The 14050-nt window shown below is 61.5% G+C and carries 14 protein-coding genes and 1 tRNA gene; 11 read left to right on the top strand and 4 right to left on the bottom strand.

What is annotated here, in order from left to right; all coding sequences use genetic code 11:
- Positions 1 to 30: 30 nt before the first annotated feature.
- Entirely contained in the window at positions 31 to 750 is a 720-nt protein-coding gene (locus tag H3V08_RS06375) for a hypothetical protein (protein WP_198181993.1), read from the bottom strand.
- Between the two features lie 760 nt (positions 751 to 1510).
- Between H3V08_RS06375 and H3V08_RS06370 the strand changes: the two genes are divergently transcribed.
- Together H3V08_RS06370 and H3V08_RS06365 are read left to right on the top strand one after the other, a co-directional pair.
- On the top strand, positions 1511 to 1690 hold the full coding sequence (locus H3V08_RS06370) for an antitoxin VbhA family protein (RefSeq protein ID WP_033498772.1): 180 nt from the start codon (positions 1511 to 1513) through the stop codon (positions 1688 to 1690).
- Between the two features lies 1 nt (position 1691).
- The gene (locus H3V08_RS06365) at positions 1692 to 2282 is read left to right on the top strand and encodes a Fic/DOC family protein (RefSeq protein WP_198181992.1); all 591 of its coding nucleotides are present in this window, start codon (positions 1692 to 1694) and stop codon (positions 2280 to 2282) included.
- Positions 2283 to 2757: 475 nt separating this feature from the next.
- Here H3V08_RS06365 and H3V08_RS06360 read toward each other — a convergent pair whose 3' ends face one another.
- On the bottom strand, positions 2758 to 3729 hold the full coding sequence (locus H3V08_RS06360; protein WP_198181991.1) for a hypothetical protein: 972 nt from the start codon (positions 3727 to 3729) through the stop codon (positions 2758 to 2760).
- Between the two features lie 452 nt (positions 3730 to 4181).
- Complete coding sequence (locus tag H3V08_RS06355; RefSeq protein ID WP_198181990.1) at positions 4182 to 5171, bottom strand: hypothetical protein; 990 nt, start codon at positions 5169 to 5171, stop codon at positions 4182 to 4184.
- Between the two features lie 330 nt (positions 5172 to 5501).
- On the opposite strand from H3V08_RS06355, the gene H3V08_RS06350 reads away from it, so the two are divergent.
- The 7 genes from H3V08_RS06350 to H3V08_RS06320 all read left to right on the top strand — a co-directional run bounded on the left by H3V08_RS06350 (position 5502) and on the right by H3V08_RS06320 (position 11587).
- On the top strand, positions 5502 to 6455 hold the full coding sequence (locus tag H3V08_RS06350) for a tyrosine-type recombinase/integrase (protein ID WP_198181989.1): 954 nt from the start codon (positions 5502 to 5504) through the stop codon (positions 6453 to 6455).
- Positions 6456 to 6586: 131 nt separating this feature from the next.
- A complete protein-coding gene (locus H3V08_RS06345) occupies positions 6587 to 7342 on the top strand; it encodes a hypothetical protein (protein WP_198181988.1) in 756 nt (251 codons plus the stop codon).
- Positions 7339 to 8106 carry an HNH endonuclease gene (locus H3V08_RS06340; RefSeq protein ID WP_198181987.1) on the top strand — a complete coding sequence of 256 codons (768 nt, stop codon included), beginning with the start codon at positions 7339 to 7341 and terminating at the stop codon, positions 8104 to 8106. The genes H3V08_RS06345 and H3V08_RS06340 overlap by 4 nt, the downstream gene beginning before the upstream one ends.
- A 44-nt stretch (positions 8107 to 8150) precedes the next feature.
- Positions 8151 to 8621, top strand: coding sequence for a hypothetical protein (locus H3V08_RS06335; protein WP_198181986.1), 471 nt, complete (start codon positions 8151 to 8153; stop codon positions 8619 to 8621).
- A 463-nt stretch (positions 8622 to 9084) separates the two neighbouring features.
- Positions 9085 to 9183 (top strand) — tRNA-Ile (locus tag H3V08_RS06330).
- Between the two features lie 926 nt (positions 9184 to 10109).
- Positions 10110 to 10970, top strand: a complete 861-nt coding sequence (locus H3V08_RS06325) for a hypothetical protein (protein WP_198181985.1) — start codon at positions 10110 to 10112, stop codon at positions 10968 to 10970.
- Positions 10971 to 10972: 2 nt separating this feature from the next.
- Positions 10973 to 11587: a class II glutamine amidotransferase gene (locus H3V08_RS06320; RefSeq protein ID WP_198181984.1), complete on the top strand. Its 615-nt coding sequence runs from the start codon at positions 10973 to 10975 to the stop codon at positions 11585 to 11587.
- Between the two features lie 51 nt (positions 11588 to 11638).
- Here H3V08_RS06320 and H3V08_RS06315 read toward each other — a convergent pair whose 3' ends face one another.
- Positions 11639 to 11935 (bottom strand): hypothetical protein, encoded by a 297-nt coding sequence (locus H3V08_RS06315; protein WP_198181983.1) that lies wholly within the window; start codon positions 11933 to 11935, stop codon positions 11639 to 11641.
- A gap of 291 nt (positions 11936 to 12226) precedes the next feature.
- On the opposite strand from H3V08_RS06315, the gene H3V08_RS06310 reads away from it, so the two are divergent.
- Together H3V08_RS06310 and H3V08_RS06305 are read left to right on the top strand one after the other, a co-directional pair.
- Positions 12227 to 12598 carry a MobC family plasmid mobilization relaxosome protein gene (locus H3V08_RS06310; RefSeq protein ID WP_198181982.1) on the top strand — a complete coding sequence of 124 codons (372 nt, stop codon included), beginning with the start codon at positions 12227 to 12229 and terminating at the stop codon, positions 12596 to 12598.
- Positions 12598 to 14037: a relaxase/mobilization nuclease domain-containing protein gene (locus H3V08_RS06305; protein WP_198181981.1), complete on the top strand. Its 1440-nt coding sequence runs from the start codon at positions 12598 to 12600 to the stop codon at positions 14035 to 14037. Before H3V08_RS06310 ends, H3V08_RS06305 begins: the two co-directional genes overlap by 1 nt.
- The last annotated feature ends 13 nt before the right edge of the window (positions 14038 to 14050 follow it).

The raw sequence follows: 14050 nt of genomic DNA, 5'->3' as shown, positions 1-14050 counted from the left end.
GGAGGGAACCGACTGCCGGACAGGCTGGGCTTACTGGCCGGCTGGAGTCTGGGACTGAACCGAGGCGTTCACCTGGTCGATGGCGGCCTGGAGTGAGGCGGCAGCTTCCAGGTATGCATCTGGCTTGTTGCCCTTGGCCTGTCCGGCCTGCTCGATGGCGGTCTGCAGACCATCGCGTGCGGCGCCATCCGTTACTTTTCCATCGGTGTCGACCAGAAGACTCAACGCCTCGCCCTTACGCCTGTCCAAGGTGTCCTTGGCATTCTGGAGGCTCTTTGCGTCTCGTGAAGCGACCACGGCCTTGGCGGCCTCCGTGTACTGGCTGGAGAGCTCGTTCAACCTGGTGTCGTATCGACGGGCCGTGTCGGTTGCGTCGCGGAGTTCTGCTGTGGACATGGCGGCGTCGCATTGGACACTCTGCAGCCTGGTGCCGCTGGTCCTTTTGATGGTGTTGCCAAGTTTGCGGATGTTGCTTACCGTCTTCGGATTCTGCACCTGAGGAGCCCGGATGGCGGCCGCCTCCTGGTACTGGTCCACAGTGGCCTGTGCGGTCCTGGAGCTGTCGTACATGGACTTGACCGATGCTACACAGCTCGCCACTGCGGAATCGTGCCGACGCGGCTCGTACAGGCTCCACCCGACGATGCCGGCCACTGCCAACACAACAACGACAGCGACAGCCGTTATAGGCACCATCCACTTGGGACGGCGGCTGGTCTTCCGGCTGTCAGTGGTGGGTTCCTTGTCCATGGTTCCTCTTTCTCGGCTTCGGGCCACTTGGTTCTCCCTCCAGGTTCGCACAGGTCGACGGGAAGTGAAGACCGAGGGAGCCTTGGGTGCTTCCTGCCTATCGCCCTGGGGCATCGGTACCTCGTGCTGTCCGGGCGGTGCTCCTGTCTTCTGCCGTCTCATTGCGCGTCAACCTCTCAGAAGTCAGTGAACACCGGATACGAGCCTACCGCAAAATCACTAGGCATGCGGACCTGTTGCTGTCGTCCAGGACAGCAGCGAACCCTGATAGAGCTTCTGCTTACTTTTCAATTCGTCGTGATCCCCCAACCGGGACTTCTGGATAGGTCGAGTCGCTCAATTACCTTGTGTTTCCGACAGTTCCATATTCCTTTTGATTTTTCCGTTGCGCCCCGTTTTTCGTTCAAAACATGTGAACCTTTACGTTATGGAACGTGAGGAATCTATGAATCTCAAGAAAACGGTGTACGAACAGCGAACCAATCAGAACAGCCCCAGTTCCCGACCCCAACAAGGGGAGTCGGGAAGATAAGAGATATGACGAAACTGAGGGGGGGGGGCTGCTAATCGTCCACGTAGGATATAGAGGGCCTGGCACAGTCGGGCATGCGCCTCCCTGCACAGAGGGTCCTTCGTCATGAGTGGGGTGTGCTTGTCAGGTGTCCAAGGAAGAGACTTGTTGAAGCTCCAGGTTGTATCTGGGGAGACCGACGCAGATTACCGGGGCCTCAACTATGACCTGGTGGGAAGGTGAAGGGACATGACGACGGAGATTCATGGCCGCAGGGAGATTGTGGAGGAGAGCATCCACTCCATAGAGATGGAGAGCGGATCCATCACGCCCTGGATGCGTGAGCAGGTCCGAGAGTGGGTCGAGGGGCGGACCGACATTCCCACTCTGGTCAAGCGGACCAGATCTCATTACGGACTGGAGTCCTGAGATGGGCGCGCCGCAAGATCCCTATCTCGTAGAAGGCGCCGACGTGCTCAGAAACAAGGTCGGGGCGACTACTTGGTCCGATCTGGAGTGCAGGGAAAACGATCTGGTGTTCCTGAGAATGAACGAGCTCATGGAGAACCCGCCGAAAATCGACGGCACTTTTAGGCAGGTCCAGGAGATGCACAAGGCCTTGTTCCAGGATGTATATGAGTGGGCGGGGGAGTTGAGGACGGTGGACATGAGTAAAGGTGGCGGGCCATTGTTCCAACCCGTCGTCACCTTCCGCACGGCCATCCGGTACTACGAGGAGGTTTTCAGGGAGGACCACTGGCTTGGGGGAATGGACAGGGACAGGTTCGTTGCCAGGCTGGCCGTCAACTTCGACAACCTGAACGTGATCCATCCGTTCCGTGAGGGCAACGGCAGGACACAGCGGGCCTATTGGAGCATCGTTGCGCGTGAAGCGGGGTGGGAGATTCCCTGGAGCCGCATATCCAAAGAGGAGAACATCCAAGCGTCGAAGAACGCCGTCCTCGGCGACCAAAGCGGTCTGCATCGCATGTTCGACAGGGTCGTAAGACCGCGTGACTAGAAAGAGCTGAATGCGCCATGTCGGTCGGTTCCTAACGGTGAATTGCAGCATAGCCAAGAAGGGAACCTCGGCAGGCATAGACAGAAATCGAACTGTCTATCTAGCAGCTGTTGGGTCTCGACTGACCAAGTATCCAAGGCCCTCGAATGCCTCCTCCGGGATTCGCTGCGGATTTGAGCGTATGCGTAGATTCCCAGCTGAAAACCACCGCGGAACGTCTTTACGCATCATGGGGGGCTGCTTTATAGAGTACTTATGTTGTGGATGGGTATTGATGAAGCATGTGTGCGACGACCTCGATGAGGTTAAGGGGGGTAACCCAGGTACCTCTCCAAGGGTGAGTGGGAGTACGGCCCGTCTCCGGGCCATCCACTACCACATCAAGCTCGTACACCAACTCATGGTCGTCCACAATAAAAGCCAGCGGGATAGGAGACCTGCAAGAAACCGGTCCCGCTGACACATCTTCAATCAATCACCCAATACCGCAAGGTCCACCTGCATGACATTGACTAGGTGTAATGGTGTGCAACCAAGCATCAATGTCGGGGGAAACGCCGCCGCCCTGAGGTGTTGAAGGTGCGGCCGGCGCGGGGGCTGACCAGACTCCGCCTCCGCCTCGCCCGTAGGAGGGTCTCGCCTGCTGGACAGCCTGGACCTGCTGCTGTGCCGCCGCCTGTGCGGCTCCTTCGGCGGCCTGCTGGTCCGCCTGGGCCTTGGCCTGCATGGAGGCGTTCACCTGGTCGATGGCCACCTGAAGAGGACCGACCGCATCCCGCCAGGCCTTCACCTTGTCGCCCTTGGTCTGCTCGGCCTGACCGATGGCCTGTTGCAAGGCCTCGCGGGTGGCATTGTCCGCCACCTTCCCGTCACTGTCGCCCAGCAGCTCGGAGGCCTCTTCCTTCTTCGCAGCCAGGGCGGTGCGTGCATCGTCCAGATTCTTCGCATCACGTGAGGTTAGAACCGCCTTCGCGGCCCGGTCCAGCTTCTTGTACTTGCCGTCCAGGTCTTCGGCCTTCCGGCTGGCTGCATCCAGATCTTTTGTGGACATGGAGGCATCACACCTGACGGTCTCGGGCTTGATGCCGCCGGCATCCTTGACGGCCCTAGACATGGCGACCACCGTCTTGGCATCCTTGACCTGATCGGAGCCGACCGCCCAGGCCTTCCGCCAGAGGACGGCCCTGGATGTGGAAGCCTCCTCAAGGGGGTTCGCGTACACAGAACACTGTTCTTTGGCCGTGGAGTGCGTTTCCCGCGTGTAGATGAAATAACTGACAGACGCTGCAAGCCCAAAGACAAGAAGCGCGAGGAGGACAACAGCAATCACCGTCCCCCGCCGGGTGTGCTCCTCAGTCGCATCATCCTTGTCCGGCGTGCGGCCCTGATCGGGTTCCCCCATATCAACCAAGGCCGTTGTGATTCGTTCTTCCTCTTCCTTGCTCATATCCCCTCTTCCTGCGAACGTGTACGATTCCCTACGACATCAGAGGAAAGCGCGAGGCTCCGTGATACAGTAGATTCTTGTACATGTTCATCCTTACCTCAATAGGATTCGGCTGTGCCGGTGATTAATCTTGGCTGATAAGTCACCGGACCTCACCGATCCCGAATGTGTACCCCCCGGGCAACCGGGGGTTTTCTTATTTCCTGCGGGCATCCGATCCGCGCAGCCTGGTGCCGTCTGCCGCCGTAGCGGCAAGGCCCCTGCGCAGCATATTGTCCCGGAGTCCAGCCACCCGAGCCGACCGGCCCAGGCTCTGATCTTCCCTGACTTTTGCATATTTTCAATTCCCTTCCGATATCATGAAGGGGATGGCCTTATGGTCGTCCACATTAAAAAGCCAGCGGGATAGGAACCTTCCAAGAACCCGGTCCCGCTGGCACATCTTTAATCAATCACCCAATACCACAGCCGCCATCAGGCCTACAACCGTGATTGCCGATTGGTTGATGACTGTTCAACCTGTCTCTCCAATTGGATTTACCGCCCTGGGGTACGGAGGGCGCGAGTGCGGCCGGTGCGGGGGCTGACCAGCCGCCGCCGTATGAGGGGGCCGTCTGCTGGACGGGCTGGGCCTGCTGCGCCGCCGCCTGCGCGGCTTCTTCGGCGGCCTGCTGGTCCGCCTGGGCCTTGGTTTGCATGGAGGCGTTCACCTGGTCGATAGCCGCCTGGAGCGTACCGACCGCATCCCGCCAGGCCTGGGCCTTGCCGCCCTTGGTCTGCCCGGCCAGGGTGATGGCCGACTGCAGGGCCTCGCGGGTGGCGTTGTCCGCCACCTTCCCGTCACTGTCGCCCAGCAGCCTGGAGGCCTCATCCTTCTTCGTGCCCAGGGCGGCGCGGGCATCATCCAGGTCCTTCGCATCCCGACTGGCCAGCACCGCCTTCGCGGCCCTGTCCAGCTTGTCGTACCTGCCGTTCAGATCCTCCGCCTTGTCGGCGGCGGCCTCAAGGTCCCGAGTCTTCATGGACGCATCGCACCTGACCGGCTGCGGCTTGATGCCGCCGGCGTTCTTGACGGCCCTGGCCATGGCGATCACCGTCTTGACATCCTTGACCTGATCGGAGCTGATACCCGCAGCCTCCTGGTAGTGTGCCATCCTGGCAGCGGCACCGCCGGCCGGCTTCTCCAGACGCGCCACGGCCCCGGAACACCGCTCAACAGCTTGGGTGTGTTCACGATTGGAAACCACCCGCCAGCAGATCAGGCCAGCTGCGATAAGTGCAACCACGGCGGCGGCGGTAACGACAGGGATCATCCACCTGGGCCGGGTCCTGGTCGCTCCGTCGGTGTTCTCTGCGGATTCCGACGATGGAGGGGTCTGGGAGTCCTCCAGGCCGGATGGAGGACTGATTTCCTGGTCGCCGGAGGTTGGTTCCTTATCCATGATTCCTCTTTCTTGGCCTGGGCTGCTCAGCCCCATCCCGGGTTCGTACATGTCGGAGAAAAACGGGTACTAATGGAAAAACGTGCGGACCCAGGTACCTAGCCATGCCACAAGAGCAGATTTGTGCCCCCCCTCGGATTCGAACCGAGAACCCACGACTTAAAAGGAGCGTACCATACGGGCATCGCTGTTCTTGGTCGGAGATGACGGTAATGGTGGCTTTGGTTGCTCTTAAGCTTATGGGTCCTGTACAATAAATTTTTATTGAAATGCCCTAGTGGTTTGCCGGCCCTGCCGGCTTTTTTTATGCGTTTGGCAAGGAGAGCCTTTATGGAGTTTCCCGAGCATAGACAGCCACCAGCCGGGTGGGTCGGTTGCGTGGATGACTGGGTTGCTTCGTTGCGGGTGCGTGGTGATACGGATGCGACCGTGGAGCACTGGTGGTATCTGGTGACCCAGTTCGCTATTTTCGTCAGAAAAGACCCCAAGGATGTGCAAACCCAGGACGTCCTTCCCTGGCTGACCCGGGGGGTTTCCACAAGCTCTATCAGGTCGGGTGTGAACGCCCTGAGATCCTTCTACGGGTGGTTGCATCGGGAAAAGGTCGTGGTTGACAATCCCATGGAGGGCATTCCTTCGGTGAAGAGGCAACGTAAGAAGCAGAAGCCGGCTCCGCAGGCGGCTGTTGATCGGGGGTTGAACCACGTCGATCCCAGGGTCCGTCTCCTGGTCAGGCTCTTTAGTGAAGCGGGTCTGCGGAGATCGGAGGCCATTGCTGCCAGGTCGGATGATTTGCTGGAGGATCTGGCCGGTATGAGTCTGCTGGTCCACGGTAAGGGCGACAAGGACAGGATGGTGCCCTTGAGCGACGGGTTGACCAGGGAGCTTTCGTCTCTTCCCAAGGGGTACTTCTTTCCTGGCCGGCACCGGGGGCATATCTGCCCGGATACGGCTTATGCCCTGGTCAAGGACGGAACGGGGTGGCCGCCTCATTCCTTTCGCAGACGGTTCGCCACCGACGTGTGGAAGGCGACCGGGGATGTGGTCAAGGTGCAGTCGCTTCTCGGGCATGAGTCCCTGGCTACGACGCAGGCCTACATCTACGACACCACCGATGACCTCAGGCAGGCGGTGGACAGTATGCTCTCGTACAGGAGCCACAAGGGCGTGCGTATTCCGCAGCCGGAGAAGATCCTGGAAGCCTACGGCTTGCCCCTGCCCGTAATCGATAGGATACTGGCCAGAAGCGAGAATGAATACAGGCAAGGGCAGCTGTTCGGCTGAATGAAGAGTGCTAGGCCCTGGCTATTTCCCGTTGCGCCCTGTTTTTACCTGGAACGGTGCAATCCTAGGGAGAGCCAGGAAAAGGAAACTCTCGGAACAAGGCACCCGACATTGGGTGGTGAGGGGAAACCATGGACGACAATATGAACGAATCCGGCAACAACGAATCCGCCGGGGACCGGAAAACGCAGAAGAAGGGGGTCCTTGCCCGGGGCCTGGAGAAAACCCTTGCCCTGTCTTCGTTTTTTGCGACCAGGCTTGGGGTCTGGGGTTATACGGCATCTGTTACCTTGCCGGCGAGCATCATGGGGTTGTTGGTGGTCCGATTCTCGGGTATGGATGTGCTGCCCTGGCTGGTGCCGATCATGTGCGCGGTAATCGCGGTCGAGTCCCTGGTGGAGAGCCGGCGTAGCAGGAGAGAGCTGGGTGCGGCGGGCATAAGGACCGTGCTCGTGACCACAGGATTCGTGTTGCTGGCTCGCCTGCTTTTCCGCAACCAGCTGGATGACTACCTGCTGATCATGGCCTCTGCATCTGGGGTGATGGGAGTCTTCCTGTGCATCATGCTGATGTTCTTCGTGCTGTCAAATTCCGTTCGCGTGCTGTGGCGCTTCCTCACCTGGCACAACCACCCAGATAGTCGAGGGTGGTGCATGGTGGTGGCTGCCTTCTACCAGCCGGCCGTGCTTATCCTTTTTGGCGCTTGGTGCGGCGCGATCATGCTTCTCGACTGGTTCGTAGTGCTTCCGGTCGTCGTTGCCCTGGTGCTCTATCTGATCATCTTCCTGGAGGACCGAATGCAGGAGAAACGCCTCGCCTGGTTGCAGGCCAGCGGGTACTACGATGTCTCCCCCGATGGGGGCGACAATGGCGGGCAGGAGTCGTGAGGACGGGGAGGAGACGCGCCAGGAGGGTCGCCACCAGGCGGCTGGCCCTTACATGTGTCACGGTCGCCCTGGCCGCCGCGTCGTTCCTGGGGGCCTCGATGCGGCCGGATGCCGGCCGTCCGGGGACGGAACCGGGGTCCTTCTCCGAGTCCTTCAGGGCACCCGTTGACTACGCGACAGCCGCGCGGTACGCACTGGACGGCCCCGTGGAGGACCGTCCGCACACCGGCGGGTACCACAGGGAGAGCCAGTTCGGGCAGTGGCGCAAGCAGGGCGGGGATTGCCAGTACGCCACGACCAGGGACCTGATCCTTCAGCGGGATCTGGACAACGTCCGTTTCAAGTCGGGGTGCAGGGTGGCGGCCGGGGATTTCCATGACCCGTACACGGGCCGGGACATCCGTTTTCTCAGGGGGCCGGACACCAGCCCCCTGGTCCAGATCGATCACGTCGTCTCCGTCCATGATGCCTGGGCATCCGGCCTGTGGAGTCCGGACCGGGCGGGGGAGAGGGCCGACTACTACAACGACCCCGAGGTTCTCCAGGCCGCCGACGGCCGGAGCAACCAGGCCAAGGGGGACGGCATCGACTGGCAGGCCGCCACAGACCCCGTATGGATGCCCGACAACAAGGCCTGGCACTGCGACTACATGGCCAAGCGCGCCTACATCAAACACAAGTACCGGCTCACCATGAGCACCGCCGAACAGACCCAGACAATCAACACGTTGCAAACCTGCACCACCGGTGCGAGTGACCGGTAAACTCGGTGCCACTGAAGTTCAGACAAGGGAGCAAGGGGATGACTATGAGCAAGACCAGGACATTCGAACTCTGCAATCCGGAATGGCAGGATGTGGCGCGCGATGCCTTACGCGACGCGCTCATGTCCCGATACAAGGCTCTGCGGGACCAGTTTGAACAGGAAGCCGAAGGCTACTCGGACAATCGCAAGCAGTGGCGGAGTCAGTCAGGCGAGAGCATCGATGCCATCCGCTTGAAGTACCCATATCCTGCCTACGAGATAGGTGGTGAAGACCGTTATTGGATGGGTTACTTTTTCCGGGCCTACGACACCATATGCCAGGCCGATGAGGAGATCAAGGGCAGAGACGGTACATGCACCGTCGAGGGGGTTTCCGACCCAGCCAGTATTCGTATTCGGATAGAGCTTGAGGATGGTAGCCGTGTCACAATCGGCCTGTGCAGGGCCAAGCCGTACAGCCTCCCGCGGATTTTCCATCGGTACAAGCCTGCGGAGCAGGCGAGCCGTGTGTAAGGGCAGCAAGGACGCGGACGGGATGTCCCTGGGGCTGGACGAACCGCATGACCCTAGGACGGATCGAGCCTGAAGGTCACGGCAGCTGTGCTCTTCCGCCGGCAAGCACTACCAACGGGGACCCCGTGAGTGCTTGCCGGTTTTTCGTATGCGGGGAACTGCGGAGCTCCCACCCCGAACCCGGGCGACCTGAATCAGGTCAATCATTGCGCTGCCGCACATTTTCAGGGGCAAACCACGCCCCTGAAAATGCTTGCCTGAAGAGATCCGTTGTCCTGGTTGTGGGTGTGCGCGGTCACGCCTGCCGAAGAGGGTGCCGAAAGTACGTTTTCCATGTGTACGGGGTGACTGCCGTATCCTCGCAATGATAAAGGCGGGTTTCTGTCCGTTCTTTTCCATGCCTGAATAGTGCCTTTAAACATCTAAAACCCAACATCGCCAATGTGGTACCATAGCAATCGACGGAGAGGTGGCAGAGCGGTCTATTGCGGCCGACTGATAATCGTCTGATCGGGCTTAACTCAATAATTCTGATCCGCGGGTTCGAATCCCGTCCTCTCCGCTTTTATCTGACCCCGGCCATCGAGCCGGGGTTTTCCATTTACTGTATGCAAAAGGCCTCCAGCATGATGCCGGAGGCCTTCGTCGCCTTTCGGGGTAACAGGTGGTTGATAGGCACCAACCGGAAAGCGTCTGATCGGTCTTAACTCAAATCCATATAATACACCAAATCGCGCCAAATCGCGCTAAATCGCAGTAAATCGCGGTAAATACCACATTTTCCAGTCAAAGCCTCGCTCTACGCGGTAAAACAGCGCACCATTGCTGTGCCCCACAACTTCCAAAAACCCCTTCAGGGGAATACCTAGATCACACTCGTCAAAATCCCTGGTCGATACTGGCGGGGATGCGCACGACAGGGTTTTCGGCGGAGCCTGATTTCCCAGGGCTGCCGCCCGGGGGGAGGCCCGGTAACGGATATCGGCCTTCGGGCGACGGCTGGTTCCGGACGGTTGCATCCATGCGGATGCGGTACCGCCCCCTTTTCCGCCTGGACCATCATCCTGTCACCGTCTGGGCATCGCTGCGCGCCGGAGCGTCCCGATCCATGCCCGACCCGGCCGCGATGCGCCGGCTCCCGGCCCCCTCCCGGGGACCACTCGCCGCCGCTGCGCCCCGAAGGAGGCGCAGGGAAACGGACACCGGCCATATAGGGCCGGTGGCTGGTCCCCGCCGTCCCACGCCCTGCGGGAGTGGGACTCGGTGCCGTCTCCCGCCTGACCCCCTCCATCATGGCACGGGTCGCTACGGTCACGACCCGGAGCGTCCCGATCCGCGCCCGCCCGGCGACGGCGTGGCCCAACAGCGTGCCACGCCGCCACCGGCCCGCCGCGTCCCGGTCCGCACACGGGCCGCGCCCTCCGCTCCGCCCGCACCTGGTGGAGGTTGTCAGGCGGGAGGTGCCCGCCCGGACAGCAAGGAGAAGACATGACCGACATCAACACCACCTGCGAGGTATGCAACCAACCGGATGGCATATTCAGGTGCCCGCTCTGCGCAAGAAGAATCTGCTGCTCGTGCACCAATTTCTGCCCATGCTGCAACAGCTATGGATGCTGGGGGTGCATCATCAGCCAGGAGGACGACCCCGACGACATCAGGTGCGAAAAATGCGACCACGACATTCCCGCCTACCGGGCCGAGACCTACGCGAACCCTTACCCGGAAAACATCAAGGGCAAGCCACTGACCATCGGAATCGAAATAGAAATCGACGGCAGCCACGACCACCACGCCCTGGCCTCTCACGACCTGGTGGCCTCATGGTGCCACGACGACAGCCTGTCCAGGGCCGGCATGGAATACCAGACCCAGCCCATGGCGACCGACCCCGAAACCCTTGCCCGGCTCCGTGACCTCATAGACGGAATCATCCCCGAAACCTCCCAGTACGAAGCGGGCGGCCACATCCACGTCACCCGCACCACCAGGCAGGCCGGCGGCCGCTGGGTCGCGGCCCTTAAGGGCCTGGACAAAGGTAAAGCCCTTTGGCTCAACATGCGCCACGCGGACAGCTTCACCTCCCGCTGGTGCACGCTCCGCGACTATTACAGCGGCAAAGACTGCGCCGTGAACTGCGACCACGACAACACCATCGAACTGAGGACGTTCGGCCCCTGGAACACCCAAACCGTGGACACCCTCCTGCCCGCCATCCGCTGGATAAAGACCATGTGGCGGTTCTTCGAAAACCACCCCTTCCACCTCGCCGAAGAGGACATCGAGGCCACCAGCCGCACCGCCTGGGCGAACGCCGTGCCCGCCATCGCCAGGAAAGGAAACCGCTGAACATGTGCGTCATCTGCACCGCCGCCCCCGGCACCATGCCCACCATTCACCAACTCGCCGCCATGAGCCAGGCCAACCCCGACGGGGCCGGCATAGCCTGGCACGACGGGGCCGTGCTCCGCCGCTACCGCTCCGCCGACAACGAGACCACGCTCCGCTACATCTGCGCCCACCTGGACGACCTCACCGCCGCCCCCGTGCTCATGCACTTCAGGCTCGCCACCAACGGCCCCGTCTGCGAAGCCAACACCCACCCGTTCCGGTGGACCAAGGAAGGCAAGACCGGCTACATGGCCCACAACGGCATAAGCCGCATATACAGCCACGGCCCCCACCAGTGCGACAGCCGCAACGCCATCGCCGCCTGGGAACAAGGAGCCGACCTCACCGACGGTCAGGAGGGAATCTTCGCGACCATCGACCACACCGGCGAAACCCGATGGCTCACCCCCGCCGAAACCATCGACGGACAAGGAGGACCCATCACCGTCAGCAACACCGACTGGCAAATCCCCACCGGGACACCCGCCGGCTGGTACGACCCCGATGAAATATGGATGAACGGATACCGCCAGGGACAGGAGGACCAACAAGCCGAGAACAACCTCCGCCTATAAACCAGAACCGCAACGTCGCCCGCCCCGCGAGGGGCAGGCGGCGGGGGCCGGTCACCCGACCCGATCGGAATCGTCCGGGTCGGGGGCGGAGGGCGGGGCCGTGATGAAGTTCAGCTCCGCGTTGCTGAGGTGCAGGCGCTCCGCCGTCTCTTTCCGGGTCGCACCCGTCGCGGCCTTGTACTCGGCCCATGCCCGCCGCACCTCCTCGGTCGATTCATGCCAGGCCGCCAGGGCCACCCCGAATTCCGAAACGGCTTTCTCTTTGCTTCTCAGCGCTTCGCGCTCCCTTGTTGTTGACTCTTCGACGAGGTGCTTCACCCATTCGCTCTGTACTTTCGACAGCTTCATATTTTTCCTTCCGATTTTTTTTCGTTGGGCCCCGTTTTTTGCTCAAACCGTGTGAGCCTTTACGTGACAGAAAGCGAGGTTATCCGTGAATCTGAGAAAAACAGGGCGCAACCGGAAAATCGTTCAGGACGGACCAGGCCAAGGACCCGCCCGCGTAGGTGAAATGCCCTCCCCAAACCCGTCGGGTTTGGGGTTAGCAAGCATAGCAAGTATCCGGATACTTGCTGCTTGCCGGCTCCGCCGGACAACGACGGGAGACCCGAACCCCATAAGCGCCGAAGGCGGCAATGCATGAGCGGCGCACGTCGTTCGGCTGCTCGCCCCGTGCGGAAGGAGGTCACCTTCTCGCGTGAAGAATGGGCGAGGTCCCGGGAACTGTTCGAGAGCATCAAGGACGGTTTCGGCTACACCACCTACATGAAGTTCGCGCGGGAGATGCTCATGCACGGCAGCGTCCACACCACGCATGTGATCACGGACCCGGCGAAAATCCGCCCGGAAATCGCCCGCATCGGCAACAACATCAACCAGATAGCCCATGTGGCCAACGCCACCGGCACCCTCACCTCGGACCAGTACGACACCCTGGTGCAGGGTCTGGGCCGCGTCGAATCCATCCTCAACGACCTGTTCACCAAGGCCGCCGACCAAGGGTGGCAGTGATGGCCGTCGTCAAGGTGAAGAGCGTCAAGACCGGCCTGGACAAGACCATCAAGTACATCATCAACCCGGACAAGACCGAGGGCGGCCGGCTTGTCAGCGTCATCGGCAGCGCCGCCACGGCCCCGGAGGGCATAGCCCGTGCCATGGCCGACGACCTGAAGGCCACCCGGTTCGGCATCCGTTCGGGTACCGTCCTCGGCCGACACGTCATCCAGAGTTTCGACCCCGAGGACGACCTCACCCCCGAGGAGGCGCACCTTCTCGGCAAGGCCTTCGCCACCGAAATCACCGGCGGCAACCACAAGTACGTCATCGCCACGCACACCGACCGGAACCACATCCACAACCACATCGTCATCTGCAACGCCAGCGACGACGACCACGCCATGCTGCGGATGCAGAAAAGCACCCTCGGCAAGTGGCGCAACATCAGCGACCGTCTGTGCAAGGAGCACGGCCTCGGGGTCATCAGGAAACCCAAGGTCGAACGTCACGGACGAAGCCTGGAGGAGATCTATTCGGGTGTGCGCGGGGACGGCATCAAGGACAGGATGCGGACCGCTCTGGACCTCGCCGCCGCCCACGCCGAGAGCTTCCCGGACTTCACCGCACGCGCCGCGCGGGCGGGCATCGAGGTCTCCGTCCGAGGCCGGCACCTGACCTACACCGACACGAAGAGCGGGCTGAAAGTGCGCGACCTGCGCCTCGGACAGGCATACGACGAATCCAACATCATGGCCAAACTGTCACGCGCCCAGGTCATCCAGATCAGTTTCGATGCCAAGCTCATAGCCCGGCGCGATAAAGGGTCGGTCACCGTCTGCCTGCCCGGCACCCGCAGGGGCGAGACCATCACCATCCCCCTGGACCGCTGTGTGCGCGCCGGCCGCACCTGGAGGGCCTATATCGGCGTGGACAACGACCAGACCATCACCGACCAGAAGGGGCGCTACCTGCGCACCATCCGGCCGGAAGGACTCTACCGGAACTTCGCAGCACCCGACATGAACCTGGCCAGCCTCACCGAGGCCCGCCTGCCCATCAGGCCAGGAGTCAGCGACGCGCAGCGCCGCTACTACGCCGTCCAGGGACACCGCCTAGACCAGCTGCGCGACATGGCCAGGCAACTGAGCACGGCACGCAAATGGACCGCCGGCGACGGGGACCTGGGGGCGGCCATCGAACGCCTGGAACGCCGGGTGCGCGATGAACGCGCCGACTTCCAGGCCCGCGTAGTGGCCGCCTCGGACCTCGCCACGGACGACGAGAACGAGGCCAGGGAGATCCTGCGCGACGTGGACGAGAACGACCGCCGCCTGGGCCAGCTCGAAACCGAACTGGCCAGCCTCAAACGACTTTCCCGCCGCACCGAGAGGAGCGAGGAGCGGGAACAGGAAACCACCAGACAGAAGACCCGCAAACACGGCCGCCGTTTCTGACGGCCGGGAAAGA

This window comes from Bifidobacterium sp. M0307, from assembly GCF_016100445.1.
Classification (GTDB): Bacteria; Actinomycetota; Actinomycetes; order Actinomycetales; family Bifidobacteriaceae; genus Bombiscardovia; species Bombiscardovia coryneformis.
The sequence above is the reverse complement of the archived record's forward strand: the minus strand, read 5'-3'. Positions and strand labels throughout refer to the sequence as shown.

What these genes read in the sequence shown, in the direction of transcription:
- H3V08_RS06375 (WP_198181993.1), bottom strand. Translation starts at nt 750, where the DNA reads ATGGACAAGGAACCCACCACTGACAGCCGGAAGACCAGCCGCCGTCCC.
- H3V08_RS06370 (WP_033498772.1), top strand. Translation starts at nt 1,511, where the DNA reads ATGACGACGGAGATTCATGGCCGCAGGGAGATTGTGGAGGAGAGCATC.
- H3V08_RS06365 (WP_198181992.1), top strand. Translation starts at nt 1,692, where the DNA reads ATGGGCGCGCCGCAAGATCCCTATCTCGTAGAAGGCGCCGACGTGCTC.
- H3V08_RS06360 (WP_198181991.1), bottom strand. Translation starts at nt 3,729, where the DNA reads ATGAGCAAGGAAGAGGAAGAACGAATCACAACGGCCTTGGTTGATATG.
- H3V08_RS06355 (WP_198181990.1), bottom strand. Translation starts at nt 5,171, where the DNA reads ATGGATAAGGAACCAACCTCCGGCGACCAGGAAATCAGTCCTCCATCC.
- H3V08_RS06350 (WP_198181989.1), top strand. Translation starts at nt 5,502, where the DNA reads ATGGAGTTTCCCGAGCATAGACAGCCACCAGCCGGGTGGGTCGGTTGC.
- H3V08_RS06345 (WP_198181988.1), top strand. Translation starts at nt 6,587, where the DNA reads ATGGACGACAATATGAACGAATCCGGCAACAACGAATCCGCCGGGGAC.
- H3V08_RS06335 (WP_198181986.1), top strand. Translation starts at nt 8,151, where the DNA reads ATGAGCAAGACCAGGACATTCGAACTCTGCAATCCGGAATGGCAGGAT.
- H3V08_RS06325 (WP_198181985.1), top strand. Translation starts at nt 10,110, where the DNA reads ATGACCGACATCAACACCACCTGCGAGGTATGCAACCAACCGGATGGC.
- H3V08_RS06320 (WP_198181984.1), top strand. Translation starts at nt 10,973, where the DNA reads ATGTGCGTCATCTGCACCGCCGCCCCCGGCACCATGCCCACCATTCAC.
- H3V08_RS06315 (WP_198181983.1), bottom strand. Translation starts at nt 11,935, where the DNA reads ATGAAGCTGTCGAAAGTACAGAGCGAATGGGTGAAGCACCTCGTCGAA.
- H3V08_RS06310 (WP_198181982.1), top strand. Translation starts at nt 12,227, where the DNA reads ATGAGCGGCGCACGTCGTTCGGCTGCTCGCCCCGTGCGGAAGGAGGTC.
- H3V08_RS06305 (WP_198181981.1), top strand. Translation starts at nt 12,598, where the DNA reads ATGGCCGTCGTCAAGGTGAAGAGCGTCAAGACCGGCCTGGACAAGACC.